Consider the following 25,339-nt stretch of genomic DNA (forward strand, 5'->3'; position numbering starts at 1 on the left):
GGTAGAGCGCTGGATTGTGATTCCAGTTGTCGTGGGTTCGATTCCCATCGTCCACCCCATATTTTTGAAAAGGCGCCTTGATCGTGAGATCGGGCGCCTTTTTTGTTTTGGGTTTTTTTGGGGGGGTGGGGTGCCTGGCTTTGGGGTTTTGGCGTCAGTGAGATCGAGCGCCGCCCGCGCGGCGCTTCGCGGGACAAGCCCGCTCCCACATCTGTTTCGGGCCAATCCATCCTGTCCCAGGCGCGCGCGACCGCCTTGTTTGTTTGGCGCGATGTCGAGGTGAGCGCCGAGGTGTTCGCGCGCAAATCCCACAGGAACGATTGGCCCGAAACAGATGTGGGAGCGGGCTTGTCCCGCGAAGCGCCGCGCTGGCGGCGCTCGATCTTATAGGCGCTGCAGGGCTCGCATCGACCCCTCGCAGGCGCTGCGAGCCTCAAATCGATGCCATCCACCCCTTGCAATCCTCTGGTGGCACCCCAATAAAAGCTGTTAGATTTCAGCTGGTTGAAACACCGGCCCGGTTGGCCGGCAGAGGAACAACCCAATGATTGCAAAAGAAGCCCGTCAGGCTATGGCGCTACAGCGCTTTGCCGAGGCCAATCCGCAACTGCTCGAGGAAATCCGCGAGCTGGATGCGCGGGAGCAGGCCCAGCAGATCGAGTGGGCGTTCGAGGATGCGGCCGAAGAGCAGGGTATTCAGCCCTGGGAACTGGCGCTGCAGCTGATCGCCGAAACCCCGGAGCAGTTGCGCGCCATGCGCCTGGAGACGCACCGCGAGGTGGCCGAAGCGCTGGGCGTGGAATGGGAAGAATACTGCCAGTTCAACGAAGTCGATCCTGAATAAAGGAAGCGAATTCGCTGCTGGAAGTTGTTTGACAAGGTATTTCGGTTGTATCGCGCCACTGGCGTGGTGCGGCCATTGATGAGGCAGGCCCGTCGCCATGTCGAACGGGCCTTGAAAGTTAATCGACCGGCGTGGTTTCCCGTCGTCCCGTGTGGGGTGACTTCTGCTGCGCGACTCACTAGAATGCTTGCCCTTGATTCTGGAGTCGGGCTAACGCCGGCTAACGTCTGTGCAACGAGGAATATCCATGCAAGTTTCTGTTGAAAACACTTCCGCTCTCGAGCGCCGCATGACCATCGCCGTTCCGGCCGAGCGCGTCGAGAACGAAGTCAACAAGCGTCTGCAACAGACTGCCAAGCGCGCCAAGGTTGCCGGCTTCCGTCCAGGCAAGGTGCCAATGAGCGTGATCCGTCAGCGCTTCGAAGCCGATGCCCGTCAGGAGGCTTTCGGTGACCTGGTCCAGGCTTCCTTCTACGAAGCCATCGTCGAGCAGAAACTGAACCCGGCTGGCGCTCCGGCTGTAGAGCCGAAGTCCTTCGAAAAGGGCAAGGACCTGGAGTTCGTCGCCATCTTCGAAGTGTTCCCAGAGTTCACTGTTGCTGGCCTGGAGTCGATCAACGTCGAGCGCCTGAGCGCCGAAGTGGCTGACGCCGACCTGGACAAGATGCTGGAAGTGCTGCGCAAGCAGAACACCCGCTACGAGGCAGTCGAGCGCGCCGCGCAGACCGACGACCAGGTCAACATCGATTTCGTCGGCAAGGTCGACGGTGAAGTGTTCGCCGGTGGTTCGGCCAAGGGCACCCAGCTGGTACTGGGCTCCGGCCGCATGATCCCTGGCTTCGAAGATGGTCTGGTGGGCGCCAAGGCTGGCGAAGAGCGCGTTGTCAACGTGACCTTCCCAGAGGACTACCAGAACCTCGACCTGGCTGGCAAAGCCGCCGAGTTCACCATCACCGTCAACAGCGTTTCCGCCCCTGTACTGCCAGAGCTGAACGAAGAGTTCTTCGCCCAGTTCGGCATCAAGGAATCGACCCTGGAAGGCTTCCGCGCCGAAGTTCGCAAGAACATGGAGCGTGAGCTGCGCCAGGCGATCAAGACCAAGGTGAAGAACCAGGTCATGGACGGTCTGCTGGCCGCCAACCCGATCGAAGTGCCGAAAGCCCTGCTGGAAAATGAAGTCAACCGTCTGCGCGTGCAGGCTGTTCAGCAGTTCGGCGGCAACATCAAGCCAGAGCAACTGCCGGCCGAGCTGTTCGAAGAACAAGCCAAACGCCGCGTGGTCCTGGGCCTGATCGTTGCCGAAGTGGTCAAGCAGTTCGAGCTGAAGCCGGACGACGCCAAGGTTCGCGAGATGATCGAAGAAATGGCCTCGGCTTACCAGGAGCCTGAGCAGGTCATCGCCTGGTACTACAAGAACGACCAGCAACTGAACGAAGTGCGTTCGGTTGTGCTGGAAGAACAAGTTGTAGATACTGTTCTGCAGAAAGCGACTGTGACCGACAAGTCGGTCTCGTACGAAGATGCTGTCAAACCAGCCGAGGCTCCTGCCGCAGCTGAGTAACAGGCTTCTCTCGTAGGAAACCCCCACAAGCCAGCCTTCGAGCTGGCTTGTGCGTTATCAAGCCATGACTATTTGGGAGTGAGCGCAGGACATGTCCCGCAATTCTTATATTCAGCAGAGCTCTGACATCCAGGCCGCAGGCGGCCTGGTCCCGATGGTTATCGAGCAGTCCGCCCGTGGCGAGCGCGCTTACGACATCTACTCGCGCTTGTTGAAAGAGCGAGTGATCTTCCTGGTTGGCCCGGTCGAAGACTACATGGCCAACCTCGTCGTTGCGCAGATGCTGTTCCTCGAAGCGGAAAACCCGGACAAGGATATCCATCTGTACATCAACTCGCCGGGTGGCTCTGTCACTGCCGGTATGTCGATCTACGACACCATGCAGTTCATCAAGCCGGACGTCTCGACCATCTGTATTGGCCAGGCCTGCAGCATGGGTGCCTTCCTTCTGGCTGCCGGTGCCAAAGGCAAGCGTCACTGCCTGCCTAACTCGCGTGTGATGATTCACCAGCCACTGGGCGGTTTCCAGGGGCAGGCCACCGATATCGAGATCCACGCCCAGGAAATCCTCAATATCAAGGCGCGCCTGAACGAGCTGCTGGCCTACCACACCGGCCAGGACCTCGAGACCATCAAGCGTGACACCGAACGTGACAATTTCATGAGCGCCTCGCGCGCGGCCGAGTACGGTCTGATCGACTCGGTCTACGACAAGCGGCAACTGGCCTCCTGAACCGGGGTGTCAGAGCAGGTAGGCGCGGAAAGCGCCTACCTGCGGACTTGAAAAAGCCCGCAATTGCCTTCATCTTGTGTTGCAAGCCTACCGGATTGGATCGATCGAATGACTGACACCCGTAACGGCGAGGACAGCGGCAAATTGCTCTATTGCTCCTTCTGCGGCAAAAGCCAGCACGAAGTGCGCAAATTGATTGCCGGGCCCTCGGTATTTATCTGCGACGAGTGCGTCGACCTGTGCAATGACATCATCCGTGAGGAGGTGCAGGAAGCCCAGGCCGAGAGCAGCGCGCACAAATTGCCTTCGCCGAAAGAAATCAGCGGCATCCTGGACCAGTACGTGATTGGTCAGGAGCGCGCGAAGAAGGTGCTGGCCGTAGCGGTGTACAACCACTACAAGCGCCTGAACCAGCGTGACAAGAAGGGTGACGAAGTCGAACTGGGCAAGAGCAATATCCTGCTCATCGGGCCGACCGGCTCGGGCAAGACCCTGCTCGCCGAAACCCTGGCACGCCTGTTGAACGTACCGTTTACCATTGCTGACGCCACCACCCTGACCGAAGCCGGTTATGTGGGTGAGGACGTTGAAAACATCATCCAGAAGCTGTTGCAGAAGTGCGACTACGACGTGGAAAAGGCCCAGATGGGCATTGTCTACATCGACGAAATCGACAAGATCTCGCGCAAGTCGGACAACCCGTCCATTACCCGTGATGTCTCGGGCGAGGGCGTGCAGCAGGCACTGCTGAAACTGATCGAAGGCACCGTGGCCTCGGTTCCGCCGCAAGGCGGCCGCAAGCACCCGCAACAGGAATTCCTGCAGGTTGATACCCGCAACATCCTGTTCATCTGCGGTGGCGCGTTCTCGGGCCTGGAAAAGGTCATCCAGAACCGCTCCACCAAAGGTGGCATCGGGTTTGGTGCCGAAGTGCGCAGCAAGGAAGAGGGCAAGAAGGTTGGCGAGTCCCTGCGTGAGGTCGAGCCGGACGATCTGGTCAAGTTTGGCCTGATTCCGGAATTCGTCGGCCGTTTGCCGGTACTGGCTACCCTCGACGAACTGGATGAGGCTGCATTGATGCAGATCCTCACCGAGCCGAAAAACGCCCTTACCAAGCAGTATGCCAAGCTGTTCGAGATGGAAAGCGTCGACCTCGAGTTCCGCAGCGATGCGCTCAAGGCCGTTGCACGCAAGGCCCTGGAGCGCAAAACCGGCGCCCGTGGCCTGCGTTCGATCCTCGAAGGCGTGCTGCTCGACACCATGTACGAGATTCCTTCGCAGAAGGATGTCAGCAAGGTGGTGATCGACGAGAGCGTCATCGAAGGCACCTCGCAGCCGCTGATGATCTACGAGAACAGCGAGCCGCAAGCCAAGGCCGCGCCAGACGCCTGATTCAGGCAATGGCCGGTTCACGGTTGCAAATCAGAAGGGGGCCTGCGGGCCCCTTTCTGCTTTTCCTGCGCTAGCGCTTGTAATTTCCAAAGCCTGCCCCCACATTAGGTCCAAGCATCATTTCCACCGGTTTCCGGCCATAAGGCCGCTGTAGAGGCGAAATCATGAAGACCACCCTCGACTTGCCTCTTTTGCCATTGCGCGATGTCGTTGTTTACCCGCACATGGTTATCCCGCTGTTCGTGGGGCGCGAAAAATCCATCGAAGCCCTCGAGGCGGCGATGACGGGCGAAAAGCAGATTCTCCTGCTGGCCCAGAAGAACCCAGCTGATGACGACCCGGGCGAGGACGCCTTGTACCGTGTCGGTACCGTTGCCACCGTGCTGCAATTGCTGAAGCTGCCTGACGGCACCGTCAAGGTGCTGGTCGAGGGCGAGCAGCGTGGCGCGGTCGAGCGTTTCACCGAAGTAGAAGGGCACATCCGTGCCGAAGTTTCCCTGATCGACGAAACCGACACCGCCGAGCGCGAGTCGGAAGTGTTCGTGCGCACGCTGCTGTCGCAATTCGAGCAGTATGTGCAGCTGGGCAAGAAAGTCCCTGCCGAAGTGCTGTCGTCGTTGAACAGCATCGAAGAGCCCGGCCGCCTGGTCGACACCATGGCCGCCCACATGGCCCTGAAGATCGAGCAGAAGCAGGAAATTCTTGAAATCGTCGACTTGGCCACCCGTGTCGAGCACGTGCTGGCGCTGCTGGATGCCGAGATCGACCTGCTGCAGGTCGAAAAGCGCATTCGCGGCCGGGTCAAGAAACAGATGGAGCGCAGCCAGCGCGAGTACTACCTGAATGAGCAGATGAAGGCCATTCAGAAGGAGCTTGGCGATGGTGACGAAGGCCACAACGAAGTCGAAGAGCTGAAGAAGCGCATCGAAGCCGCTGGCCTGCCCAAGGACGCCCTGACCAAGGCCCAGGCCGAGCTGAACAAGCTCAAGCAGATGTCGCCGATGTCCGCTGAGGCAACCGTGGTGCGCTCGTACCTTGACTGGCTGGTGCAGGTGCCGTGGAAGGCCCAGAGCAAGGTACGCCTGGACCTGACCAAGGCCGAGGAAATCCTCGATGCCGACCACTATGGCCTGGAGGAGGTCAAGGAGCGCATCCTTGAGTACCTCGCCGTGCAGAAACGCGTCAAGAAAATCCGTGGCCCGGTCCTGTGCCTGGTCGGGCCGCCCGGCGTTGGTAAGACCTCGCTGGCCGAGTCGATCGCTGCCGCCACCAACCGCAAGTTCGTGCGCATGGCCTTGGGTGGCGTGCGTGACGAGGCCGAGATTCGTGGCCATCGCCGCACCTACATCGGTTCCATGCCCGGTCGCCTGATCCAGAAGATGACCAAGGTGGGCGTGCGCAACCCGCTGTTCCTGCTCGATGAAATCGACAAGATGGGCAGCGACATGCGCGGCGACCCGGCTTCGGCGCTGCTGGAAGTGCTCGACCCGGAGCAGAACCACAATTTCAACGACCACTACCTGGAAGTCGACTACGACCTCTCGGACGTGATGTTCCTCTGCACCTCGAACTCGATGAACATCCCGCCGGCGCTGCTGGACCGGATGGAAGTCATCCGCCTGCCGGGCTACACCGAGGACGAGAAGATCAACATTGCGGTCAAGTACCTGGTGCCGAAGCAGGTCAAGGCCAACGGCTTGAAGAAGGACGAGCTGGAGGTCGATGTCTCGGCGATCCGTGACATCATTCGCTTCTACACCCGCGAAGCCGGTGTGCGAGGGCTGGAACGCCAGATCGCCAAGGTTTGCCGCAAGGTGGTCAAGGAACATACCGGGCAGAAGCAGGTCAAGGTCAAGGTGGCCAGCGAGCAGCTGGAGCACTTGCTGGGCGTGCGCAAGTTCCGCTACGGCCTGGCCGAGCAACAGGACCAGATCGGCCAGGTTACCGGCCTGGCCTGGACCCAGGTGGGCGGCGAATTGCTGACCATCGAAGCCGTGGTCATCCCCGGCAAGGGTCAGCTGATCAAGACCGGCTCGCTGGGCGATGTCATGGTCGAATCGATTACGGCTGCACAGACCGTGGTGCGTAGTCGCGCCCGCAGCCTGGGGATTGCCGCGGACTTCCACGAGAAGCACGACGTGCATATCCACATGCCTGAGGGCGCCACGCCGAAGGACGGCCCGAGCGCCGGCATAGGCATGTGCACCGCGCTGGTGTCGGCGCTGACGCAGATTCCGGTACGTGCCGATGTGGCCATGACCGGCGAAATCACCCTGCGTGGCCAGGTGCTGGCCATTGGCGGTTTGAAGGAAAAACTGCTGGCGGCACACCGTGGCGGGATCAAGACGGTGATCATTCCGGAGGAGAATGTTCGCGACTTGAAAGAGATTCCGGAAAATATCAAGCAGGATCTGCAGATCAAACCGGTCAAATGGATTGACGAAGTCCTGCAAATTGCGCTGCAATACGCCCCGGAGCCCTTGCCAGATGTGGCTCCGGAGATTGTCGCGAAAGACGAGAAGCGCGACGGCGATGCTAAGGAAAGAATCAGCACGCATTAGTAGTTTTTGGCTGGGGGGCTTTCCTTGACAGTATTTTCGGCGCCTTGCTATAAAGCGGCACGTTATTGTCGCCATGCCTCCCAGCACACGTTTCATAAGCTTTTCATTACATACTTAGAAACAAACTCAATAGAGAAATAAGGGGACTTAGAGTGAACAAGTCGGAACTGATTGACGCTATCGCCGCATCTGCTGACATCCCGAAAGCTGTAGCCGGCCGTGCGCTGGACGCAGTAATCGAATCCGTCACCGGCGCCCTGAAGCAAGGTGACGATGTGGTACTGGTTGGCTTCGGTACCTTCTCGGTCAAAGAGCGTGCCGAGCGCACTGGCCGCAACCCACAAACCGGTAAGGCGATCAAGATCGAAGCCGCCAAGGTTCCAGGTTTCAAGGCAGGTAAAGGCCTGAAAGACGCCGTTAACTAAGTCGTCTTTCAGCCGGACCCGGCCAGGCCTGGTCCGAGCACGGTGATGGCGGGGCGCAAACGTTCCCGCCTGACACGTTTGCTAAGCAAAGGCGCATCCTCGGATGCGCCTTTCTTTTATCAGGATTCTACCCACGCTCCGCGGTTGTCGACGCAGTGGTACAGCCGTTTCTGGGGGACGCATGCTGCAAAATATCAGGGACAATTCACAAGGTTGGATTGCCAAGACCATCATCGGCCTTATCGTCGTGTTGATGGCATTGACCGGCTTCGAAGCTATTTTCCAGGCCGCCACCCATAGCCAGGACGCTGCCAAGGTAAACGGCCAGACTATCAGCCAGAACGAGCTGAGCCAGGCGGCCGACATGCAGCGCCGCCAACTGGTGCAACAGTTGGGCAAGGATTTCGACCCGGCTTTGCTGGATGACAAATTGCTGCGCGAAGAGGCGCTCAAGGGGCTGATCAGCCGCAAACTGCTGCTGCAGGGTGCCGAGGATGCCAAATTCGCCTTCTCCGACGCCGCACTGGATCAGGTCATTCTGCAGACGCCGGAGTTCCAGGTGGACGGCAAGTTCAGTGCCGACCGTTTTGACCAGGTCATCCGCCAGATGGGCTACGGTCGCATGCAGTTCCGCGACATGCTCGCCGAAGAAATGCTCATCGGCCAGCTGCGCACCGGCCTGGCCGGCAGCAGCTTTGTCACCGACCAGCAGGTCGATGCCTTCGCCCGCCTGGAGAAACAGACCCGCGACTTCGCTTCCCTGACCTTCAAGGCCGATCCGGCTGCGGTCAAGGTCAGCGACGATGAAGTCAAGGCGCACTACGACCAGCACGCCAAGGAGTTCATGTCGCCTGATCAGGTGGTGATCGACTACATCGAGCTCAAGAAGTCGGCGTTCTTCGACCAGGTCAAGGTGACCGACGAAGAACTCAAGGCTCAGTACGAGAAGGAGATCGCCAACCTCGCCGAGCAGCGCCATGCCGCGCACATTCTCATCGAGGTGAACGACAAGGTCACCGATGCCCAGGCCAAGGCCCGTGCCGAGGAGATTGAGCAACGCCTGGCCAAGGGTGAGGACTTTGCCGCACTGGCCAAGGAATTCTCCCAGGACCCGGGCTCGGCCAACAACGGTGGTGACCTCGGCTTTGCGGGCCCGGGCGTCTACGACCCGGCCTTCGAGGAGGCGCTGTACAAGCTGCAGGATGGCCAGGTATCGGCGCCCGTGCGCACCGAGTTCGGCTACCACCTGATCAAGCTGTTGGGCGTGGAAGCACCTGAAGTACCGAGCTTTGCCAGCTTGAAGGACAAGCTGACCCGAGACCTGAAGACCCCGTTGGTAGAGCAGCGTTACGTCGATGCCAGCAAGCAGCTGCAGGATGCGGCCTACGAGGCTTCCGACCTGGCCCAGCCGGCCCAGGACCTGAACCTCAAGGTACACACCTCTGCCGCCTTCGGCCGCGAGGGTGGTGAAGGCATCACTGCCAACCGCTCAGTGGTGCAGGCTGCGTTCTCCGAAGAAGTGCTGGATGAGGGTGCCAACAGCACCGCCATCGAGCTCGACCCGGAAACCACCGTGGTGCTGCGCGTCAAGGAGCACCGCAAGCCAGAACAACTGCCGCTGGAAGCCGTAGCTCAGAATATCCGTGAGCACCTGGCCAAGGAGAAGGCGACAGCCGAACTCAAGACCAAGGCGGACAAGCTGATCGCAGGCCTGCGTGACGGCTCCATCGCCGCTGGCGGCGTGCACGAAGGGCAGGCGTGGAAAGCCTACGAAGCAGTTACCCGTGGAGAGGATGGCATCGACCCGGCCGAACTCCAGGCGCTGTTCCGTCTGGGCAAGCCCCAAGCCAAGGATAAGCCGGTGTATGGCAGCGTCGTGCTGGGTGACGGCAGCTTGGTGGTGCTGCAGCTCAAGGGTGTCAACGATGGGGCTGCTGCCACCGACGAAGAGAAGCAGCAGATCCGCCGCTACCTCGCCTCGCGTGCTGGCCAGCAGGACTTTGCCGCCTTCCGCAAGCAGTTGGAAGCCAATGCGGACATCACGCGTTACTAAAGTGATCGCTGCATGACAAACAGGCCGCCTCGTGCGGCCTGTTTCATTTGTGTTGCCGGTGCTCGGCGACAGTTCGTCAGCGCTTCACCCCTTCATAGCTGTCCAGCGTATCCCGCGCAATCTCCCGCCCCAAAGCGATCAGCTCCGGCGCTTTGTAGAACTCGAAAAACCGGCACACCCGCTTGGGCACGTTGATCAGCACATCCGGTGGATAACCAGCGATCTTGTACTGCGCCAACGAAGTCTGCATGACTTCGAAGCTCTGGTTGATCAAGTCCAGCAGCGAAGCAGGGCCCACGTTGTCGATGATGAACGAACCCGTGGCCGATTTCGGCGCGCCCTCGCGCTCCGGTGCCGCTGCTGGTTGCTGGCCTTCCGGGTCGGGGGCATCGTTCAGCCATGGGCTTGGTGGCGCCAGCCCTTCGGCGACGATTTCCTGTTCGATACGGATCAGCTCCTCCGCTGGCTTGCGCCGGAAAGGCAAGCGTGAGCCCAGCGAACTGAGCAAGGCGTCGAAGCGCATCTTGAACGCGGCCGGGCGTTCGATCACCGGCAACTGGTACTGCTTCTGGTTGGTGGCATTGAGGTTGACCGCAATAATGAGATCGCAATGGCTGGAGACCACCGGCACGATCGGCAGCGGGTTGAGGATGCCGCCATCGACCAGCATGCGGTTGCCCTGCATCACGGGCGTGAACAGGCTGGGGATGGCCGCCGAAGCGCGCATGGCCTGGTGCAGGCAGCCCTCCTGGAACCAGATTTCCTGCTGGTTGGTAAGGTCGGCGGCGACCGCCGTGTAGGGAATGCGCAGTTGCTCGATGTTGATCTCGCCCACGATCTTGCGGATTTGCCCGAACACCTTGTCGCCGCGTATCGCGCCGAGGCGAAAACTGACGTCGACCAGGCGCAACACATCCAGGTAATCCAGGCTTTCGATCCAGTTGCGGTATTCGTCGAGCTTGCCGGCAGCGTAAATGCCGCCAATCACTGCGCCCATGGAGCAGCCTGCCACGCAGGCGATGTCGTAGCCACGGCGCTCGATTTCCTCGATCACGCCAATGTGCGCATACCCCCGTGCTCCACCCGATCCCAGTACCAGTGCCACACGTTTACTCATGAACATTCCCCGTTCAGTGCCACCATGGTCCTACAATGCACCTATCGCTGCCTGTGCTTCAATGTAGATCGCGCTGAGCTAGTGTAATAATGCCGGCAAACGAAGCGGCTGCGCGCGGCACTTTTCCATTGCCGGAGCGTCGAAATGCCACTGTTCTTTACACCTTTGAGGTATTACTGATGAAAGCCTGGATCTGCCTTCCACTGTTTGCCCTGGCCCTTGCCGGGTGTGCGGGCAAAACGGCCTACCGTGACAGTTGCGCGACCCAACTGGATGCCGCCTGGAAGGAGCTGGACCTGGCCAAGGCTGAAGGCTTTGCCGGTGCCGTCAGCTACTCCAAGGCCCTGTCCCTGTTGACCGGAGCCAAGACCCAACAACAGTTCGAAGGTTACGAGAGCTGTACCAACAAAGCCGAGAAGGCGCGCTTCTATATCCGTGAGTCCCGCGCCGGGCGCTAACCAAGGAGCGTTTCATGTCCGCGATGCTTGACCACGTGGTTGCCCAGATCCTGGTTTTGCAGGTGCGTTTGCTGGCCTGTCGCGAGCGCCTGGCGGCCGATACCGACAGCGAGGCCTTGCACGACCTGCGCATCGCGGTGCGCCGCCTGCGCAGCCTGCTGCGGCCACTGCGCGGGCTGCCGGGCGTGGAGCAGCTTGAGGATGCCGCGGGCTCGTTGGGGACCCTGACCACCCCCTTGCGAGACCGGGAAGTATTGGCGGCCGAACTGCTGGCTCGCGGTCACGGCGACGCTGGGCAGCGTCGTCTGGAAGGGCGTGGCAGGGTTTTCGCCAGTGTCGCTGCCAGCCCGCAGCTGGCGAGGGTGCTGGCGATAGTCGATGCTTTCCCGCTGTTCCTGCGCGCAGCTGGCCGTGAAGGCCTGGTCAAGTCGTTGGACAGGCGAATCGACAAGCGCCTGGTCAAGCAATGGCGCAAGTTGCGCAACGCCTTGCTGGACCCCGCCCACGACCGCCACCGCCTGCGCTTGCTGATCAAGCGTGCGCGCTATGGCGACGAGGCCTACCCGCAACTCGATCACGCCGGCAAGAAACTGCAACGCCTGCTGAAAAAGGCCCAGGGCGACCTGGGCGACTGGCATGATCGGTTGCAGTGGTTGCTGCAGGCGCGTGAACAGGCCGACCTGGCGCATTGCAAGGTCGACTGGGAGCGGGAGCTGCACGAGGCCGAGCAGAAGTCAGATGTAACCCTGGATGCCCTGCAGCGGGCGCTGGCAAGGCGCTAGCCCGAAAAATGACCGAAATGCGGGCTGATCCCCCGGGGTTTGCTGGCTAGGATGGGCAGACCTTTTCGTTGTAGGCAGGAGCCGCTCCATGAATTTCAACCAACTGCTCGACGCCGTACGGGCCAACCCCGATGCCGTCAGTGTTCCGCCAAGCTGGGCGCAGGGGCGCGCTGCCTTTGGCGGGTTGATGGCGGCCATGGTGTATGAGGCCATGCGGCTGAAACTCACCGATAGCCGCCCGGTGCGTTCGCTGGCCATCAGCTTCGTGGCACCGGCCGCTGCGGATGTGCCCATCCGTTTCGAGGTCGAGGTGCTGCGCGAGGGTAAAGCGGTCAGTACCTTGCTGGGCCGTGCCGTTCAGGAGGGCCAGGTGGTAACGCTGGTGCAAGGCAACTTCGGTGCGGGGCGGCCTTCGGCAGTAGAGGTGCCGGCTTTACCGGCGATGGACATGAAGGCGCTCGAAGACGCGGCCCCCGAACTGCCCTATATCAAGGGCGTGACCCCGGAATTCATGCGCCATGTAGCCTTGCGCTGGGCAGTGGGCGGGTTGCCTTTCACTGGTAATCAGTCGCGCAAGATGGGCGGTTGGGTGCGCCTGCGGGATGTTGCCGTAGAGCAAGTGAACGAAGCGCACTTGCTTGCCTTGGTCGATGCCTGGCCGCCGAGCCTGATGCCGTTTCTCAAGCAGCCCGCTGCGGGCAGTACATTGACCTGGACCATTGAATTTATCCAGCCAACGGCCAAGCTGTCGACGATGGACTGGTGCCGGTATTGCGTAGAGACAGAGCATGCCAGGGACGGTTACGGGCATGCCGCTGCGGCGCTGTGGACGGCGCAAGGGGAATTGTTGGCCCTGAGCCGACAGACCGTGACCGTGTTTGCCTGATAGGCCTTGGGAGCGCTGCGCGATTCTTTACCGACGCAATGCCGTTCAGTGCCGGTGCTTGTGCCGCTCCCGCCAGGCTCTCCACCAGGCCCCGCTCAGGACAAACCGCGGAAAGGTGATGAATTGTTCGGTCAGCAGCCGCTTTACGGCATCCTGGCGGTTGGCGAATGGCTCGGGCTGTTCGGCTTCCAGGCGGTGACCCTGGCGCTGGAGGCCCAGGCCGGCAAGCACGGAGATGACACCCACCGCGATCTGGCCCAGATCAAGGCCAAACAGGCCGGACAACACCAGTAGTGCGCCGAGGATGAACAACGGCACGGCAATCAGGTGCAACACCAGGTTGGCCGGGTGGCGGTGGTTATGATGATAGCCGCGCCATTGCCAGGCGGGCAGGTTGGGCAGGCGTTTGCTCATGGGCATTTCCTCATCGTCATGCCCAAAGCTTAGTGCGGCCCCCCTCAGGGGGCCAATCGAGGCTGGCTATGATGACTATAGCCTGAGCTGGCCGATGGCCTTGTTCAGCTCGCCGGCCAGGGTCGCCAGTTCGCTGCTGGTGGTTGCCGAACCCACGGTTTGCTGCACAGTTTGCTCGGTGACGTCGCGGATGCTCACCACCGCGCGATTCATTTCCTCGGCCACCTGGCTTTGCTGCTCGGCTGCCACGGCAATCTGGGTATTGCTTTCGCGCATCTGCGCGACGGCCCCGGTAATTTCGGCCAGCGCCTCACCGGCTTCCTGTGCCTGGCGCACGCAGTCGTCAGCCTTGTAAGAGCTTTCCTGCATGAACTCCACTGCGTCGCGGGTGCCCGACTGCAGGGCCGAGACCATGGTCGTGATCTCGTCAGTGGAGGTTTGCACGCGCTTGGCCAGGTTGCGCACCTCATCGGCAACCACGGCAAACCCCCGGCCCAGGTCGCCAGCGCGCGCCGCTTCGATGGCGGCGTTGAGTGCCAGCAGGTTGGTCTGCTCGGCGATGCTGTGGATTACGCCGACCACGCCGTTGATCTTCTGGCTGTCTTCGGCCAGCTGGCGAATCATCTCGGCCGTTTGCTGCACACCGCTGGATAGCCCGGAGATCGACGCCTGCACGCGGCTGACCACGTCCTTGCCACTGCCGGCCAAGGTGTCGGCGGTCTGTGACAGGTCGCGGGTGGCGCCAGCATGCTGGGCGATGTGGTGCACGGTCGCCGACATCTGGTTGATGGCGGTAGCGGCCTGGTCGGTCTCGCTTTGCTGCCCGAGCATGCCGTGGCGCACGTCGCTCATGCTGGCGGCCAGGCGCGCAGCGCCCGAGTCCAGCTGTGCAGCCGTGTGGGCGACGGTGCTGACCACGCGGTGGTAGGTGGCCTGCATGGCGTTGAAGGCGCCGGCCATCTGGCCGACCTCGTCACCACAGGCCAGCGGTACGCGGGCGGCCAGGTCGCCGGTTTTTTCCACGTGCAACATCACATCCTTGAGGGTGTTGAGCTGGCTGAGCAGGAACCGGATCAGCAGTTGCGAGGCGCCGAGCATGGCCAGCATCAGAATCAGCACGCAAACTGCGTAACTGCTGAAACGTTCGAAGAAAACCTGCCTCAGGCTTGGCGACTGCGCCAGTACGGCCATGTGCTGATCGCCGACGCTGAGCACCTGTGCACCACGCAGCGGGTTGTCGCCAAGGATCCACGCGCTTGGCAGGTCGACCCAGCCTTCGGCGCCGCGCAGGCCATCCAGCGCTTCGCCGGCAAAGGTTGGCGTTTGCCCTGCTGACCAGTCGATGACGTTCGCCGGGCGTGGCAGTGGCTGCCCGGCTGGCCAGGCGGCCAACAGCTGGGCTTGTGCGGCGGCCTGTGCCTGTGCCGCCTCGGCACGGGCGGATTGCTCCAGGTGCACGGCATAAAGCACCAATAGCAAGGTCGTGACAAAGGCCACCGCGTTGACGGCCCAGAATTTGTACTTCAGGGAAACATTGCTAAGCCAGGCACCCATGGGCAGGTCTTCTCTGAGTTGAGCGTAAACAATATTGGCAAGGTGCCATCATTGTGACCGCGCAAACCATGGGTGTTGTTGATGTGTATCAAAGAAATCCTGCTGTCTGTATGGCTCTGTCGCCGGCAAGCCTTGGCAGCGGCGGTGTACTGTGGCTGCGGGCATGCTGACGATTCGGGAGTTACAGGTTCAAGGGAGCTGGAAAAAAGCCCGCGCCGTCGCGGTGGTGTGTGCCGCCGTATGCTCGGCCGGCTCACCCCGATGCAGGGCTACTTCACGCAGCACCTCCGGCAAGAACGCCGGTTCGTTGCGCCCGCTCTTTGGCTTTGGCCGCAGGCTGCGCGGTAGCAGGTATGGCGCATCGCTCTCCAGCATCAGCCGGCCTTCGGCAATGTTGCCCACCAATGGGTGCAGGTGGGTACCCCGGCGTTCGTCGCAGATCCAGCCGGTGATGCCGATGTGCAGGTCCATGTCCAGGTAGGCGAACAGCGCGTCGCGCTCGCCGGTAAAGCAGTGCACCACTGCTGCCGGCAGGTGGTCGCGGTAATCCTTGAGGATCGCCAGCAAGCGCTCGCTGGCATCACGTTCATGCAGAAACACCGGCAGGTGCAATTCGGCGGCCAACGCCAATTGGGCTTCCAGGGCTTTTTCCTGCAGAGGGCGAGGGGAGAAGTCGCGGTTGAAATCCAGGCCACATTCGCCCACCGCACGCACCCGCGGCTCGGCCAGGAGTTGACGTAGCTGGCGTTCGCTGCCGGCATCCCAGTCCTTGGCATCGTGGGGGTGCACACCTGCGGTGGCGAACAGGTGCGCGCCGCTGGCATCCAGTTGCTGGCACAGCTCCAGTGCCTGTTCGCTGACCGCCAAACTGGTGCCCGTCAGCACCATTTGCGTCACGCCCGCCTCGATGGCGCGCTCGACAATGGCTGCCTGTTGGTCGTGGAAACTGCTATTGGTCAGGTTGACGCCGATATCGATCAGTTGCATGGTGTTGTCTCGTGCCGCGGGGCGGCCAGCATAACAAAAACCGGGTTTTTCTGAAAAAACCAAGAACTTCATGCTGTTACCGTGGTCTTTTGCCGTCATTTATCACTTGGCGGTGCAACCCATGGATGCCGCCCACCGACCATGGACACGTTTTCGCATGCCGCGATTCTGGCTCACATTCCTGCTGATGTTCGGGCTGGCCTTGTCGGGCCTGGCCTTCGCTCAAGCGCCCGGGCCGCAACAGAATATTCCGCCTGCCAAGGTCCGTGACCTGCAGCAGATCCGCACCAGCAAGGTACTGCGCGTGCTGGTCAACCAGAGCCGCAACAGCTCTGGGGAGGTCAAGGGCGAGCCGGTAGGCATTGAATACTATCGCCTGCGTGCCCTTGAGCATTACCTGAACGCTCGCAGCGCCGATGACCAGCAAATCCAGCTCAAGCTCATCCCGCGGGCCAAGGAGCAGCTGCTGGGGGCGCTCGCACGTGGCGAGGGTGACCTGGCCGCGCCAGGCGAGCTGCTTGACCCCGGTACCGTACGCGGCGTCAGTAGCACTGCCCCGATACTCGACCAGGTCCCCTTGGTGCTGGTGGGGCGCAAGGGCGAGCGTAGCTTCAGCAAGGTCGAGCAGCTGTCCGGGCGCACGGTGGCATTGACCAGTGCCAGTGCTGCCGGGCCGTTGATTCTACAGGCCAATCAGCAATTGGCCTTGCGCAAGCGGCCGCCGATCAAGGTGGAGTGGGTCGACTCTACGCTGGCGGTGGAGGATGTGCTGGAAATGGTGCAGGCCGGTATCTATCACCTGACGGTGGTCGAGCAGCCGATTGCCCGGCGCTGGGCGCGTGTGATGCCACGCCTGCGCCTGCACAGCCGGGTGCACCTGGGGGCGCCGCAAGCCATGCGCTGGTACGTGGGGCGTGATGCGCCGCAATTGCTGGCCACGGTCGACCACTTCCTGAAAGGCTACCGCGCGCCTGACAACCAGGATGCCGCGTTCGAGCGCATCTACCGGCGCCAGTATCGGGTACACAACCCCTTGGCCGGCAAGGACCGCCAGCGCCTGGTGTCGGTGCGGGCAGTGCTGCAGAAGCATGGCCAGGCGCAACAGATAGACTGGCTCAACCTGGCCGCGCTGGCCTTCAAGGAGTCCACGCTCAACCCGGCCGCACGTGGCGCTGGCGGCGCCCATGGCCTGATGCAGATCACCCCCTCGGCGGCCCAGCGCGTGGGGGTGAGCAACACCGCCACGGTGGATGGCAATGTCCAGGCCAGTGCCCGCTACCTGGCGCTGATACGGCGCAAGTTCTTTGCCAGCGCCAAGATCAACGAGCGTGAGCGCATGGCTTTTGTACTGGCAGCCTACAATCTCGGCCCCGAACGGGTCCAGGCCATGCGCGCCGAGGCCCGGCGTCGTGGCCTCAACGGCAACCAGTGGTTCTTCCAGACCGAGCGCATTGCCATGGAGCAGGTGGGCATGGGGCCGGTCAACTTTGTCAACAGCGTCAACAAGTACTACCTGGCGTTCAACCGCGAGCGTGCGGTGCTGGAGCGTGTGGCCAAACGCTGACAAATCGATTCTATCGATTGTTATGTTGGGGTTTTTGCGATTTTCATATCTATTGAATTGATTATGATGGCGCCCATTCCAACACAACTTCTCCGCTCAAGGACGCTTCGACATGAACACCACCACCCTCAATGCCCTGTTTTCCACCCGCGCTGGCGCTGGCCTCAGCGTTATCCGCATCCTGGTTGGCATCATCTTCATGGCGCACGGTGCGCAAAAACTGTTCGGCCTGTTCGGCGGCTATGGCCTCGAAGGCACCGGCCAGTGGATGGAAAGCATCGGCCTGGCACCGGGTTACCTGATGGCCCTGCTGTCTGGTAGCGCGGAATTCTTCGGTGGCCTGGCCCTGGTGGTCGGTCTGCTCGCCCGGCCGGCAGCCCTGGCGCTGACGGTGACCCTGGTGGTGGCGATCTTCTCGGTCCACATCGGCAATGGCCTGTTCATGTCGAACAATGGTTATGAATTCGCCCTGGCGCTTCTGGCCGGCACTGTTGCCGTCATGATCGAAGGCGCTGGCAGCTTCTCGCTGGACCGCCTGATAGCCCGCTGATACGCCGTCTAAGGCAAGATACCAGCCTGGAGCCGATTGAGGCTTGTATCTTGCCGCTAGTAGCTCTAGCATACCGCCTGCGCCGATTTAAACAGCTACTTGCGGGGCGCAGGAAAACCCCCTCCGGGTTATCCGAAATACCGCTAAAGCGCTGGTTCGGTGACGCCTCCCACCGCTGCCCAGCGGGATTCGCGAGGCGGAGAGAAGCTCCATGAGTTGCCCACGTACCAGTGTCTGTTTGAGCCCTTTGCCTGCATTTCAGGCTTCCCGTACACCGCGCATCCTGCTCGGCGGCCAGCATCAGCCCACTCTTTTGCGTCACCTCGAAGGCCTGTCCCGTCGCAAGGGGCAGGCGCGTGCGTTTCTGATCCAGTTCGCCGATACCGGCTGCCACCTCGCGCAATATGGCAACGACCGGTTCGATCTGGCCGTGATCCAGGCACCGTCGTCGGACGAGGCCGCCGCGGTCATCGGCCACCTTACCCGCGTCGCGCGCCAGGGCCTCATTACCCGCCGCTGAGGAGCGCCCGTTGAGCACCAATATCATCACCACGGAAGGCCATGAGGCGCTGAAAAAAGAGCTGGATCATCTATGGCGGGTGTATCGCCCGGAAATCACCCAGAAGGTCGCCTGGGCGGCGTCGCTGGGTGACCGTAGCGAGAACGCTGACTACCAGTACAACAAGAAGCTGTTGCGCGAAATCGATCGCCGGGTCCGTTATCTGCGCAAGCGTCTTGAAGATGTGAAGGTGGTGGCCTACTCGCCGCAGCAGGAGGGCAAGGTTTTTTTTGGTGCCTGGGTCGAGATCGAGAACGACGACGGCGAGACCATGAAGTTTCGCATCGTCGGTTATGACGAAATCTACGGGCGCAATGACTACATCTCGATCGATTCACCCATGGCCCGCGCCTTGCTAAAGAAGGAGGAGGGCGATGAGGTGGTGGTGCACACGCCTACCGGTGAAGCGACCTGGTATGTGAACAGCATCACTTACGCCCAGTGAGTCGATAACGCCTGTGACGGCCTCAACCCTCTCGCAGCACCGCCAGAGGGCTGGCATTCAGCGCTCGTCGGGTGCCCAGCACGCCGGCACCACCCACCAGTAGCGCCCCCGCCAATGGCAGCACCAGCAACCACGGATGCGGACTCCACTGCAAATCGAAGGCATAGCGGTAAAGCACCAGGGTAATCAGCTCACACCCCACGGCCGCCAAAAGCCCGCTGGCTGCGCCAAGCAGACCAAACTCGATCCGTCGCGCCCTGACCAGCAGTGGCCGCGCCGCCCCCAGCGCCCGCAGCAGGGCACCTTGGCGGATGCGCTCGTCCAGCGTCGCCTGCAAGCCGGCGAACAGCACCGCCAGCCCGGCCGCCAGCACGAACAGCAGTACATATTCCACTGCCAGGGTCACCTGGGCGAGGATGCTGCGCAGTTGGTCGAGCAAGGCATCCACCTGCAGGATGGTCACGGCCGGGAATGCCCGCGACAGCGCTACCACATCCAGATCATGCCCGGGTGCCAGGTAGAAGCTGGTCAGGTAGGTAGTCGGCAGCCCCTGCAGCGTGCCGGGCTGGAAGATCATGTAGAAGTTCGGCTGGAAACTGTCCCAGTGCACGCTGCGCAGGCTGCTGACCCTGGCCTGGCGCTGCTGGCCGCCGATGTCGAAAGTGAGCAGGTCGCCCATGTGCAGCTTCAGGCTTTTGGCCAGTTCTGCCTCCACCGACACGCCGGGTACTTCAGTGTCGCCGGGTAGCGCTTGCCACCAGTTGCCGGCGGTTAAGGCATTGCCCTCGGGCAATTCGGCGGCCCAGGTCAGGCTGAGATCACGCTGGACGGCGCGCTCGCCGGCCGAATCCTTGCTGACGATCTGCTGTACAGGTTGTTGGTTGACCTGCACCAGGCGCCCGGGCGTTACCGGGTATAGCGGCGCCGCGGTGGCGTTGACCTGCTGCAGGTGCTGGGCGAAGGGCTCGCGGTCATCCGGCAGGATGTTCAGGGCGAAATGGTTGGGCGCATCCTTGGGCAGTTGCGCTTGCCAGGTGTCGAGCAATTCTGCGCGCAGCAGGGCGACCAGGGCCATGGCCAGCAGGATCAGGCCGAAGGCCAGGGCTTGGCCGGCCGCAGCCGTAGGGTGGCGCAGCAGCTGCCCCAGCCCCAGGCGCCAGGTGAGTGGGGCCCCGGCCAGTAGTTGGCGCAGGCTGCGCAAGCCCAGCAACAGCAGGCCACCGAGCAGCAGCGCAGCAACCAGGCCACCCCCGAGTAGGGCGAATGTGAGCAGCAGGTCGAGGCTCAGTCGCCACATGATCAGCCCCAGCGCCAGCAAGGCGGCGCCGTACACCAGCCAGCTGCTCGGGGGGATCGGCAGCAGGTCGCGGCGCAAAACCCTCAGTGGCGGCACCTGGCCCAAGGCCGCGATCGGCGGCAGGGCGAAACCGGCCAGCGCCACCAGCCCGGTGGCGATGCCCGCCAGCGCCGGCACCACGCCGCCAGCAGGTACCACGCTGGGCAGCAGGCCCTGCAGCAGGCGGAACAGGCCCAGCTGGGCCAGCCAGCCGAGCAAGGCGCCAGCCAGCGCGGCGACCAGGCCCAGCATGGCCAGTTGCAAGCAATACAGGCCAAGGGCCTGGCGACGCGACAGCCCCAGGCAGCGCAGCAGGGCGCTGGCGTCCAGGCGGCGCGCTGCGTAGCTGCTGGCCGACAGGGCGACGGCAACGCCGGCCAGCAGCACGGCCACCAGGCTGGCCATGTTCAGGTAGCGTTCGGCCTTGCCCAGGGCGCCGCCGATCTGCTGGTTGCCATCGCGGGTGTCGCGCAGGCGCTGGTTGGCGGCCAGGTCCTTTTCCACGGCCTGGCGGTATTGTGCCAGTGCCTCGCTATCGCCCCGCCACAGGTCACGGTAGGTCACCCGGCTGCCCGGCTGGATCACGCCGGTGGCTTGCAGGTCGGCCAGGTTGATCATCACCCGTGGGGTAAGGCTGTAGAAATTGTTGGCGCGGTCCGGTTCATAGGTGAGCACGCGGCTCATGCGCAAGGTTTTCATGCCGACGTCGATGCTGTCGCCGATCGACAGCCCCAATGCAGCCAGCAGACGTGGCTCGACCCATGCCTCGCCAGGCGCCGGGCCGCCGCCTGGGGTTTCTTCGGCATAGGGTGCGGGGGCGCTACGTACTTGCCCGCGCAGCGGGTAGGCGCCGTCAGCCGCCTTGACGCTGGACAGCTGGATGCCGTTGTCACCGCCGACCACGCTGGTGAACTCGACCACCTGGGCATGGCGCAAGCCCAGCGTCTTGCCAGCAGCAAGCTGTTGCTCGCGGGCCGGGGCACTGCCCTGCAGTACCAGGTCGGCGCCGAGGAATTCGCTGGCACGCAGTTGCATGGCGCCGTTGAGGCGGGCGCCGAAATAGCCGATGGCAGTACTGGCCGCTACCGCCACCAGCAGGGCGAAGAACAGCACGCGCACTTCGCTGGCGCGAATGTCGCGCAGTAATTGGCGCAGCGCCAGGCCGCACAGGCGGGACAGCGGCATGTGGGTCATCAGGCCTCCACCGGCGCCACAAGGCGGCCCGCGTCCAGACGGATATGGCGACGGCAGCGGCGCGCCAGGCGCTCGTCATGGGTGACCAGTACCAGCGTGGTACCACGCTCCTTGTTCAGGTCGAACAACAGGTCGCTGATGCGCTCCCCGGTGTGGCTGTCGAGGTTTCCGGTGGGTTCGTCGGCGAACAGCACAGCTGGCTGCGCGGCAAACGCGCGGGCGATGGCCACCCGCTGCTGTTCGCCGCCTGAGAGCTGGCGCGGGGTGTGGCTCAGGCGCTTGCCCAGGCCGACTCGTTCCAGCAGGGTGCGCGCGTGCTCGCGGGCATCTCGGCGGCCGTCCAGCTCCAGGGGCAGCATCACGTTTTCCAGGGCATTGAGGCTGTCGAGCAACTGGAACGACTGGAACACGAAACCCACATGTTCGGCGCGCACCCGGGCGCGCTGGTCTTCGTCCAGCGGCCCCAGGTCGTGGCCGGCGAGGATGACTTTGCCGGCGCTGGGCTGGTCGAGGCCGGCGAGCAGGCCGAGCAGGGTCGACTTGCCCGAGCCCGAGGCGCCGACGATGGCCAGGCTGTCGCCCTGGGCCAGGTCAAGTGAGAGCGCGTGGAGGATCGTCAGGTCACCTTCCGCACTGGGGACCACTTTGCTAAGGTTCTGCGCAACGAGAATGCTGGGGCCCATGGAGAATCCGATGCGAGTGTGGTGGTTGAGTGCCGGTCTGGCCCTGTATTGCCTGGCCCAGAGCGCGGCGGCGGGAACACTGCTGGTTGTTGGCGATAGTATCAGCGCCGGTTTCGGCCTGGATACCCGCCAGGGTTGGGTGTCTCTGTTGCAGACCCGGCTCAGGGAGGAAGGTTTCGACGACAAAGTGGTGAATGCGTCTATCAGCGGCGACACTAGCGCAGGTGGCCAGGCGCGGCTGCCGGCGCTGCTTGCAGCGCACAAGCCGAGCCTGGTGGTACTGGAGCTGGGCGGTAACGATGGCCTGCGCGGGCAGCCCCCGGCGCAATTGCAACAAAATCTTGCCTCGATGATCGAAAGCGCGCGCCAGGCCGGTGCCAAGGTAGTGCTGTTGGGTATGCGCCTGCCGCCCAATTATGGTGTGCGTTACACCAGCGCTTTTGCCCAAGTGTATGAACAGCTGGCAGCGGACAAACAGGTGCCATTGGTGCCGTTTTTCCTTGAAGGGGTAGGGGGTGTGCCTGAGTTGATGCAGGCTGACGGCATTCATCCGGCCCAGGCTGCCCAGGAGCGCCTGCTGGAAAATGCCTGGCCGGCAATAAAACCCTTGCTGTGACGCTTTAAACGGGGGCCGCTTTCCGCTAATGTTGCGCCCCCCGTTTCGAGTGCCCCCGATGCCGCGCCCTGCCTGGTCCCTTTATGCCTACCAACTGATCGAGCCTGACGAGCAGCTCGACCTGTTCGCTTGCCAGGAAATTCGCGTTCACCTGGTGGCCCGCCAGCTAGAGCTGGGCGTGCCGGTCGACCGTACCCTGTGCGGCGGTTTGCTGCCAGCGCAGCCGCGCTGGTCGGGGGTGCCGCGCTCGATCTACCGCGATGGCCGCCTGTGTGACCTGTGCCGCGCCATCCTCGATGCTCAGCGCCGCGGCATGCGCCCGGTGTGGCCAGAGCTGCACGGCAGCTGAACGGCAGCCACCTTTCATCATCTGAAACGCTTGCGCGGCGGCAATGCCTCCCGCTTGCAGCGGAGCGGGTGTACAATCGTTCCTCTTGACCCATCTTTCGAAGGATTTACCGGATGTTGCCGCGCTTTCCTGCCGTCACCCGTAGCCTGTCCCTGGCCGCCCTGCTGGTAGCGGGCCCCGCTGCTGCGCTGGAGCTGCCACTGCCACCGCCCGGTGAAGACATCGTCGGCCAGGTGCAAGTGATCAAGGCAAAGTACGAGGACACGTTCGCCGATATCGGCACCGCCAACGACCTCGGCTACCTGGAAATGATCGCCGCCAACCCGGGTGTCGACCCCTGGCTGCCGGGTGCCGGCACCGAGATCATCCTGCCGACCCGCTACATCCTCCCGCCCGGCCCGCGTGAAGGTATCGTCATCAACCTGGCTGAGTACCGCATGTATTACTTCCCGAAAGGGCAGAATGTGGTGCATACCTTCCCGCTGGGTATCGGGCGCGAGGGCTGGGGGTCGCCGATTGCCAACACCAAGATCACTGCCAAGACGCCGAACCCGACCTGGACCCCGCCCGCATCCATTCGCAAGGAACACGCGGCGGACGGTGACATCCTGCCGACCGTAGTGCCGGCCGGCCCAGACAACCCGCTGGGGCCGTTCAAGTTCACCCTGGGTGTGCCGGGCTACCTGATCCACGGTTCGAACAAGAAGTTCGGCATTGGCATGCGTACCAGTCACGGTTGTTTCCGCATGCTCAACAACAATGTGCTGGAACTGTCGAAGATGGTACCGGTGGGTACGCCGGTGCGCATCATCAACGAGCCTTACAAGTTCGGTATCAGTGCTGGCAAGGTCTATCTTGAGGCGCACACGCCGCTGGATGACCAGGGTAACCCGTCGGTCGTCGACAAGCACACCGCGGTTATCAATGCCTTGCTCAAGCGGGAAGACCTGGCCAATAACCTGCGCATGAACTGGGACATGGTGCGTGACGTAGTGGCTGCGGAAGATGGCATGCCGGTAGAAATTGCCATTCCGGTCGAGAGCCAGGGTGGTTCACCGATGGTGTCGAGCATCCCGCCCGAACTGCAGTAAGCGAATTGCGACACACCCCGGCCCGCCTTAGTGCGGGCCTTTTCGTTTCTGCCGGGCGTGCCTGCTTTGTTCGCGCGCAATAAAAAAGCCGACCCACAAGTGGGTCGGCTCCTTAACAATCCGTGAGGATTATTACTTGCGGCTGGCTTTGTCCAGCATACGCAGGGCGCGCTCGTTGGCTTCGTCAGCGGTCTGCTGAGCCTTCTGAGCGGCTGCCAGTGCGTCGTCAGCCTTACGGTAGGCTTCATCGGCACGAGCTTGAGCGCGAGCTGCTGCGTCTTCAGTCGCAGTCAGACGAGCTTCGGTTTCTTTGGATACGCTGCTGCAACCGGTAGCCAGAACTGCGGCCAGAGCCAGAGCAGAGAATTTCAGAACGTTGTTCATCGTGTTCCCCTTCAAGGACTTTCTATTAAATAGCCATCTCTCGGAAAAGAGAAACTGGCCGGCGTACATAGTACCCATTACTTGTAGTAAGTAAACTGACTGAGCGCAAGAACTGCAAAAAAAATGTTGCTTGACGCCTGGTCGACAAGATTTGTGACGTGCTTGTGAAAAAAATGGGGAGGGTTCGCAAGCGATTGTAGTACAGGAACTTTTTTGCTGAACTAAGGGTGACTTTAACTGTCCTTGGGCGTCTTAAGCCCTAGAACATCCGGCGGCTATTGAGCGGGCAGGGGAAGAGTCGCCCTGGTAGCGTTTTGGCCATTTTTAACGGTCGCCACCTTGAGCAATCCTGCTTGCCGCGCCTACTATCTTGTGAGTGCCAGAAGACGCGAACGATTGCAATCGTCCAGAGGTCGAAGGGGCAACAGGTGGCGCAGACAGTTCTGTGCCGGATAAACCACCATCGGTTAAGGTGTGGGTCTGCCGAGAAGACCTGCGAGGAGTAGTGATGAGCGAAGCGCTGACCATCCACCATGACCAGGCCGGTCATCAGTTTGAGACCAACGTGGACGGTCATCGTGCCTACCTGACGTACATGGACCTGGGCAAGCAGACGCTGGACATCTATCGCACCTTCGTGCCCAACGCCCTGCGTGGCCGCGGGATTGCTGCCGCGCTGACCGAACGGGCCCTGGAGTACGCTGAGCAGATGGGCTACACGGTGATCCCGTCCTGCTCGTATGTGGAACGCTACATGGAGCGCCAGCAGCGGCATTCGAGCAAGGCCTGAATCTGTATTAA

At 62.1% G+C, this 25,339-nt stretch carries 25 protein-coding genes; 18 read left to right on the top strand and 7 right to left on the bottom strand.

Annotated features, from left to right (window positions below; genetic code table 11):
• Positions 1-544: 544 nt before the first annotated feature.
• From E8E68_RS22770 to E8E68_RS22800, 7 genes are all read left to right on the top strand, one after another.
• Positions 545-844, top strand: coding sequence for a DUF6388 family protein (locus tag E8E68_RS22770; RefSeq protein ID WP_110744983.1), 300 nt, complete (start codon positions 545-547; stop codon positions 842-844).
• A gap of 247 nt (positions 845-1,091) precedes the next feature.
• Positions 1,092-2,405: a trigger factor gene (tig, locus tag E8E68_RS22775; protein ID WP_266030375.1), complete on the top strand. Its 1,314-nt coding sequence runs from the start codon at positions 1,092-1,094 to the stop codon at positions 2,403-2,405.
• Between the two features lie 91 nt (positions 2,406-2,496).
• The gene (clpP, locus tag E8E68_RS22780) at positions 2,497-3,138 is read left to right on the top strand and encodes an ATP-dependent Clp endopeptidase proteolytic subunit ClpP (RefSeq protein WP_009683825.1); all 642 of its coding nucleotides are present in this window, start codon (positions 2,497-2,499) and stop codon (positions 3,136-3,138) included.
• 108 nt (positions 3,139-3,246) lie between these two features.
• Positions 3,247-4,530 (top strand): ATP-dependent Clp protease ATP-binding subunit ClpX, encoded by a 1,284-nt coding sequence (gene clpX / locus E8E68_RS22785; RefSeq protein WP_110744985.1) that lies wholly within the window; start codon positions 3,247-3,249, stop codon positions 4,528-4,530.
• Positions 4,531-4,694: 164 nt separating this feature from the next.
• Complete coding sequence (gene lon, locus E8E68_RS22790; protein ID WP_110744986.1) at positions 4,695-7,091, top strand: endopeptidase La; 2,397 nt, start codon at positions 4,695-4,697, stop codon at positions 7,089-7,091.
• 152 nt (positions 7,092-7,243) lie between these two features.
• Complete coding sequence (hupB, locus tag E8E68_RS22795) at positions 7,244-7,516, top strand: nucleoid-associated protein HU-beta (RefSeq protein ID WP_003250246.1); 273 nt, start codon at positions 7,244-7,246, stop codon at positions 7,514-7,516.
• Positions 7,517-7,697: 181 nt separating this feature from the next.
• On the top strand, positions 7,698-9,569 hold the full coding sequence (locus E8E68_RS22800) for a SurA N-terminal domain-containing protein (protein ID WP_280345045.1): 1,872 nt from the start codon (positions 7,698-7,700) through the stop codon (positions 9,567-9,569).
• 76 nt (positions 9,570-9,645) lie between these two features.
• Here the strand turns inward: E8E68_RS22800 and E8E68_RS22805 are convergent, their stop codons facing one another.
• The gene (locus tag E8E68_RS22805; RefSeq protein WP_110745084.1) at positions 9,646-10,686 is read right to left on the bottom strand and encodes a patatin-like phospholipase family protein; all 1,041 of its coding nucleotides are present in this window, start codon (positions 10,684-10,686) and stop codon (positions 9,646-9,648) included.
• A gap of 179 nt (positions 10,687-10,865) precedes the next feature.
• On the opposite strand from E8E68_RS22805, the gene E8E68_RS22810 reads away from it, so the two are divergent.
• The 3 genes from E8E68_RS22810 (at position 10,866) to E8E68_RS22820 (ending at position 12,812) form a co-directional block, all read left to right on the top strand.
• A complete protein-coding gene (locus E8E68_RS22810) occupies positions 10,866-11,144 on the top strand; it encodes a hypothetical protein (RefSeq protein WP_110744988.1) in 279 nt (92 codons plus the stop codon).
• A gap of 14 nt (positions 11,145-11,158) precedes the next feature.
• Positions 11,159-11,926 (top strand): CHAD domain-containing protein, encoded by a 768-nt coding sequence (locus tag E8E68_RS22815; protein ID WP_266030371.1) that lies wholly within the window; start codon positions 11,159-11,161, stop codon positions 11,924-11,926.
• 88 nt (positions 11,927-12,014) lie between these two features.
• The gene (locus tag E8E68_RS22820) at positions 12,015-12,812 is read left to right on the top strand and encodes a thioesterase family protein (RefSeq protein ID WP_280345050.1); all 798 of its coding nucleotides are present in this window, start codon (positions 12,015-12,017) and stop codon (positions 12,810-12,812) included.
• Positions 12,813-12,857: 45 nt separating this feature from the next.
• Here the strand turns inward: E8E68_RS22820 and E8E68_RS22825 are convergent, their stop codons facing one another.
• From E8E68_RS22825 to E8E68_RS22835, 3 genes are all read right to left on the bottom strand, one after another.
• A complete protein-coding gene (locus E8E68_RS22825; protein ID WP_280345053.1) occupies positions 12,858-13,226 on the bottom strand; it encodes an Mpo1-like protein in 369 nt (122 codons plus the stop codon).
• Between the two features lie 75 nt (positions 13,227-13,301).
• Positions 13,302-14,780 carry a methyl-accepting chemotaxis protein gene (locus E8E68_RS22830; RefSeq protein ID WP_280345056.1) on the bottom strand — a complete coding sequence of 493 codons (1,479 nt, stop codon included), beginning with the start codon at positions 14,778-14,780 and terminating at the stop codon, positions 13,302-13,304.
• Positions 14,781-14,969: 189 nt separating this feature from the next.
• Positions 14,970-15,767, bottom strand: coding sequence for a TatD family hydrolase (locus E8E68_RS22835; protein ID WP_266030364.1), 798 nt, complete (start codon positions 15,765-15,767; stop codon positions 14,970-14,972).
• Positions 15,768-15,924: 157 nt separating this feature from the next.
• On the opposite strand from E8E68_RS22835, the gene E8E68_RS22840 reads away from it, so the two are divergent.
• The 4 genes from E8E68_RS22840 to greB all read left to right on the top strand — a co-directional run bounded on the left by E8E68_RS22840 (position 15,925) and on the right by greB (position 18,885).
• Entirely contained in the window at positions 15,925-17,331 is a 1,407-nt protein-coding gene (locus tag E8E68_RS22840; RefSeq protein ID WP_266030362.1) for a transglycosylase SLT domain-containing protein, read from the top strand.
• A gap of 112 nt (positions 17,332-17,443) precedes the next feature.
• Positions 17,444-17,881: a DoxX family protein gene (locus E8E68_RS22845; RefSeq protein ID WP_280345060.1), complete on the top strand. Its 438-nt coding sequence runs from the start codon at positions 17,444-17,446 to the stop codon at positions 17,879-17,881.
• Between the two features lie 211 nt (positions 17,882-18,092).
• Complete coding sequence (locus E8E68_RS22850; RefSeq protein WP_266030359.1) at positions 18,093-18,401, top strand: hypothetical protein; 309 nt, start codon at positions 18,093-18,095, stop codon at positions 18,399-18,401.
• Between the two features lie 10 nt (positions 18,402-18,411).
• Positions 18,412-18,885, top strand: a complete 474-nt coding sequence (gene greB, locus E8E68_RS22855; protein WP_266030358.1) for a transcription elongation factor GreB — start codon at positions 18,412-18,414, stop codon at positions 18,883-18,885.
• Between the two features lie 22 nt (positions 18,886-18,907).
• Here the strand turns inward: greB and E8E68_RS22860 are convergent, their stop codons facing one another.
• Both E8E68_RS22860 and E8E68_RS22865 read right to left on the bottom strand, forming a co-directional pair.
• Entirely contained in the window at positions 18,908-21,415 is a 2,508-nt protein-coding gene (locus E8E68_RS22860; protein ID WP_280345065.1) for an ABC transporter permease, read from the bottom strand.
• Entirely contained in the window at positions 21,415-22,098 is a 684-nt protein-coding gene (locus E8E68_RS22865) for an ABC transporter ATP-binding protein (RefSeq protein WP_266030354.1), read from the bottom strand. The genes E8E68_RS22860 and E8E68_RS22865 overlap by 1 nt, the downstream gene beginning before the upstream one ends.
• A gap of 10 nt (positions 22,099-22,108) precedes the next feature.
• Between E8E68_RS22865 and E8E68_RS22870 the strand changes: the two genes are divergently transcribed.
• The 3 genes from E8E68_RS22870 (at position 22,109) to E8E68_RS22880 (ending at position 24,154) form a co-directional block, all read left to right on the top strand.
• Positions 22,109-22,714, top strand: coding sequence for an arylesterase (locus E8E68_RS22870; protein WP_266030352.1), 606 nt, complete (start codon positions 22,109-22,111; stop codon positions 22,712-22,714).
• A gap of 58 nt (positions 22,715-22,772) precedes the next feature.
• Positions 22,773-23,063 carry a hypothetical protein gene (locus E8E68_RS22875; RefSeq protein WP_110745001.1) on the top strand — a complete coding sequence of 97 codons (291 nt, stop codon included), beginning with the start codon at positions 22,773-22,775 and terminating at the stop codon, positions 23,061-23,063.
• A 113-nt stretch (positions 23,064-23,176) separates the two neighbouring features.
• Positions 23,177-24,154 carry a L,D-transpeptidase family protein gene (locus E8E68_RS22880; protein ID WP_280345070.1) on the top strand — a complete coding sequence of 326 codons (978 nt, stop codon included), beginning with the start codon at positions 23,177-23,179 and terminating at the stop codon, positions 24,152-24,154.
• A 132-nt stretch (positions 24,155-24,286) separates the two neighbouring features.
• Here the strand turns inward: E8E68_RS22880 and oprI are convergent, their stop codons facing one another.
• Positions 24,287-24,538 carry an outer membrane lipoprotei OprI gene (gene oprI / locus E8E68_RS22885; protein ID WP_003259780.1) on the bottom strand — a complete coding sequence of 84 codons (252 nt, stop codon included), beginning with the start codon at positions 24,536-24,538 and terminating at the stop codon, positions 24,287-24,289.
• Positions 24,539-25,046: 508 nt separating this feature from the next.
• Here oprI and E8E68_RS22890 point away from each other — a divergent pair.
• Positions 25,047-25,328: a GNAT family N-acetyltransferase gene (locus tag E8E68_RS22890; protein ID WP_003250290.1), complete on the top strand. Its 282-nt coding sequence runs from the start codon at positions 25,047-25,049 to the stop codon at positions 25,326-25,328.
• Positions 25,329-25,339: the final 11 nt, after the last annotated feature.

The sequence above is a fragment of the Pseudomonas sp. BN607 genome, from assembly GCF_029871175.1.
Classification (GTDB): domain Bacteria; phylum Pseudomonadota; class Gammaproteobacteria; order Pseudomonadales; family Pseudomonadaceae; genus Aquipseudomonas.

Bases quoted from the DNA above. Each gene is read 5' to 3' on its own strand.
- E8E68_RS22805 (WP_110745084.1), bottom strand. From the start codon at position 10,686: ATGAGTAAACGTGTGGCACTGGTACTGGGATCGGGTGGAGCACGGGGG.
- E8E68_RS22825 (WP_280345053.1), bottom strand. From the start codon at position 13,226: ATGAGCAAACGCCTGCCCAACCTGCCCGCCTGGCAATGGCGCGGCTAT.
- E8E68_RS22880 (WP_280345070.1), top strand. From the start codon at position 23,177: ATGTTGCCGCGCTTTCCTGCCGTCACCCGTAGCCTGTCCCTGGCCGCC.
- E8E68_RS22845 (WP_280345060.1), top strand. From the start codon at position 17,444: ATGAACACCACCACCCTCAATGCCCTGTTTTCCACCCGCGCTGGCGCT.
- E8E68_RS22770 (WP_110744983.1), top strand. From the start codon at position 545: ATGATTGCAAAAGAAGCCCGTCAGGCTATGGCGCTACAGCGCTTTGCC.
- E8E68_RS22820 (WP_280345050.1), top strand. From the start codon at position 12,015: ATGAATTTCAACCAACTGCTCGACGCCGTACGGGCCAACCCCGATGCC.
- E8E68_RS22875 (WP_110745001.1), top strand. From the start codon at position 22,773: ATGCCGCGCCCTGCCTGGTCCCTTTATGCCTACCAACTGATCGAGCCT.
- clpP (WP_009683825.1), top strand. From the start codon at position 2,497: ATGTCCCGCAATTCTTATATTCAGCAGAGCTCTGACATCCAGGCCGCA.
- E8E68_RS22870 (WP_266030352.1), top strand. From the start codon at position 22,109: ATGCGAGTGTGGTGGTTGAGTGCCGGTCTGGCCCTGTATTGCCTGGCC.
- tig (WP_266030375.1), top strand. From the start codon at position 1,092: ATGCAAGTTTCTGTTGAAAACACTTCCGCTCTCGAGCGCCGCATGACC.
- E8E68_RS22840 (WP_266030362.1), top strand. From the start codon at position 15,925: ATGCCGCGATTCTGGCTCACATTCCTGCTGATGTTCGGGCTGGCCTTG.
- lon (WP_110744986.1), top strand. From the start codon at position 4,695: ATGAAGACCACCCTCGACTTGCCTCTTTTGCCATTGCGCGATGTCGTT.
- oprI (WP_003259780.1), bottom strand. From the start codon at position 24,538: ATGAACAACGTTCTGAAATTCTCTGCTCTGGCTCTGGCCGCAGTTCTG.
- E8E68_RS22810 (WP_110744988.1), top strand. From the start codon at position 10,866: ATGAAAGCCTGGATCTGCCTTCCACTGTTTGCCCTGGCCCTTGCCGGG.
- E8E68_RS22850 (WP_266030359.1), top strand. From the start codon at position 18,093: ATGAGTTGCCCACGTACCAGTGTCTGTTTGAGCCCTTTGCCTGCATTT.
- E8E68_RS22865 (WP_266030354.1), bottom strand. From the start codon at position 22,098: ATGGGCCCCAGCATTCTCGTTGCGCAGAACCTTAGCAAAGTGGTCCCC.
- E8E68_RS22860 (WP_280345065.1), bottom strand. From the start codon at position 21,415: ATGACCCACATGCCGCTGTCCCGCCTGTGCGGCCTGGCGCTGCGCCAA.
- E8E68_RS22800 (WP_280345045.1), top strand. From the start codon at position 7,698: ATGCTGCAAAATATCAGGGACAATTCACAAGGTTGGATTGCCAAGACC.
- E8E68_RS22815 (WP_266030371.1), top strand. From the start codon at position 11,159: ATGTCCGCGATGCTTGACCACGTGGTTGCCCAGATCCTGGTTTTGCAG.
- clpX (WP_110744985.1), top strand. From the start codon at position 3,247: ATGACTGACACCCGTAACGGCGAGGACAGCGGCAAATTGCTCTATTGC.
- E8E68_RS22830 (WP_280345056.1), bottom strand. From the start codon at position 14,780: ATGGGTGCCTGGCTTAGCAATGTTTCCCTGAAGTACAAATTCTGGGCC.
- E8E68_RS22835 (WP_266030364.1), bottom strand. From the start codon at position 15,767: ATGCAACTGATCGATATCGGCGTCAACCTGACCAATAGCAGTTTCCAC.
- E8E68_RS22890 (WP_003250290.1), top strand. From the start codon at position 25,047: ATGAGCGAAGCGCTGACCATCCACCATGACCAGGCCGGTCATCAGTTT.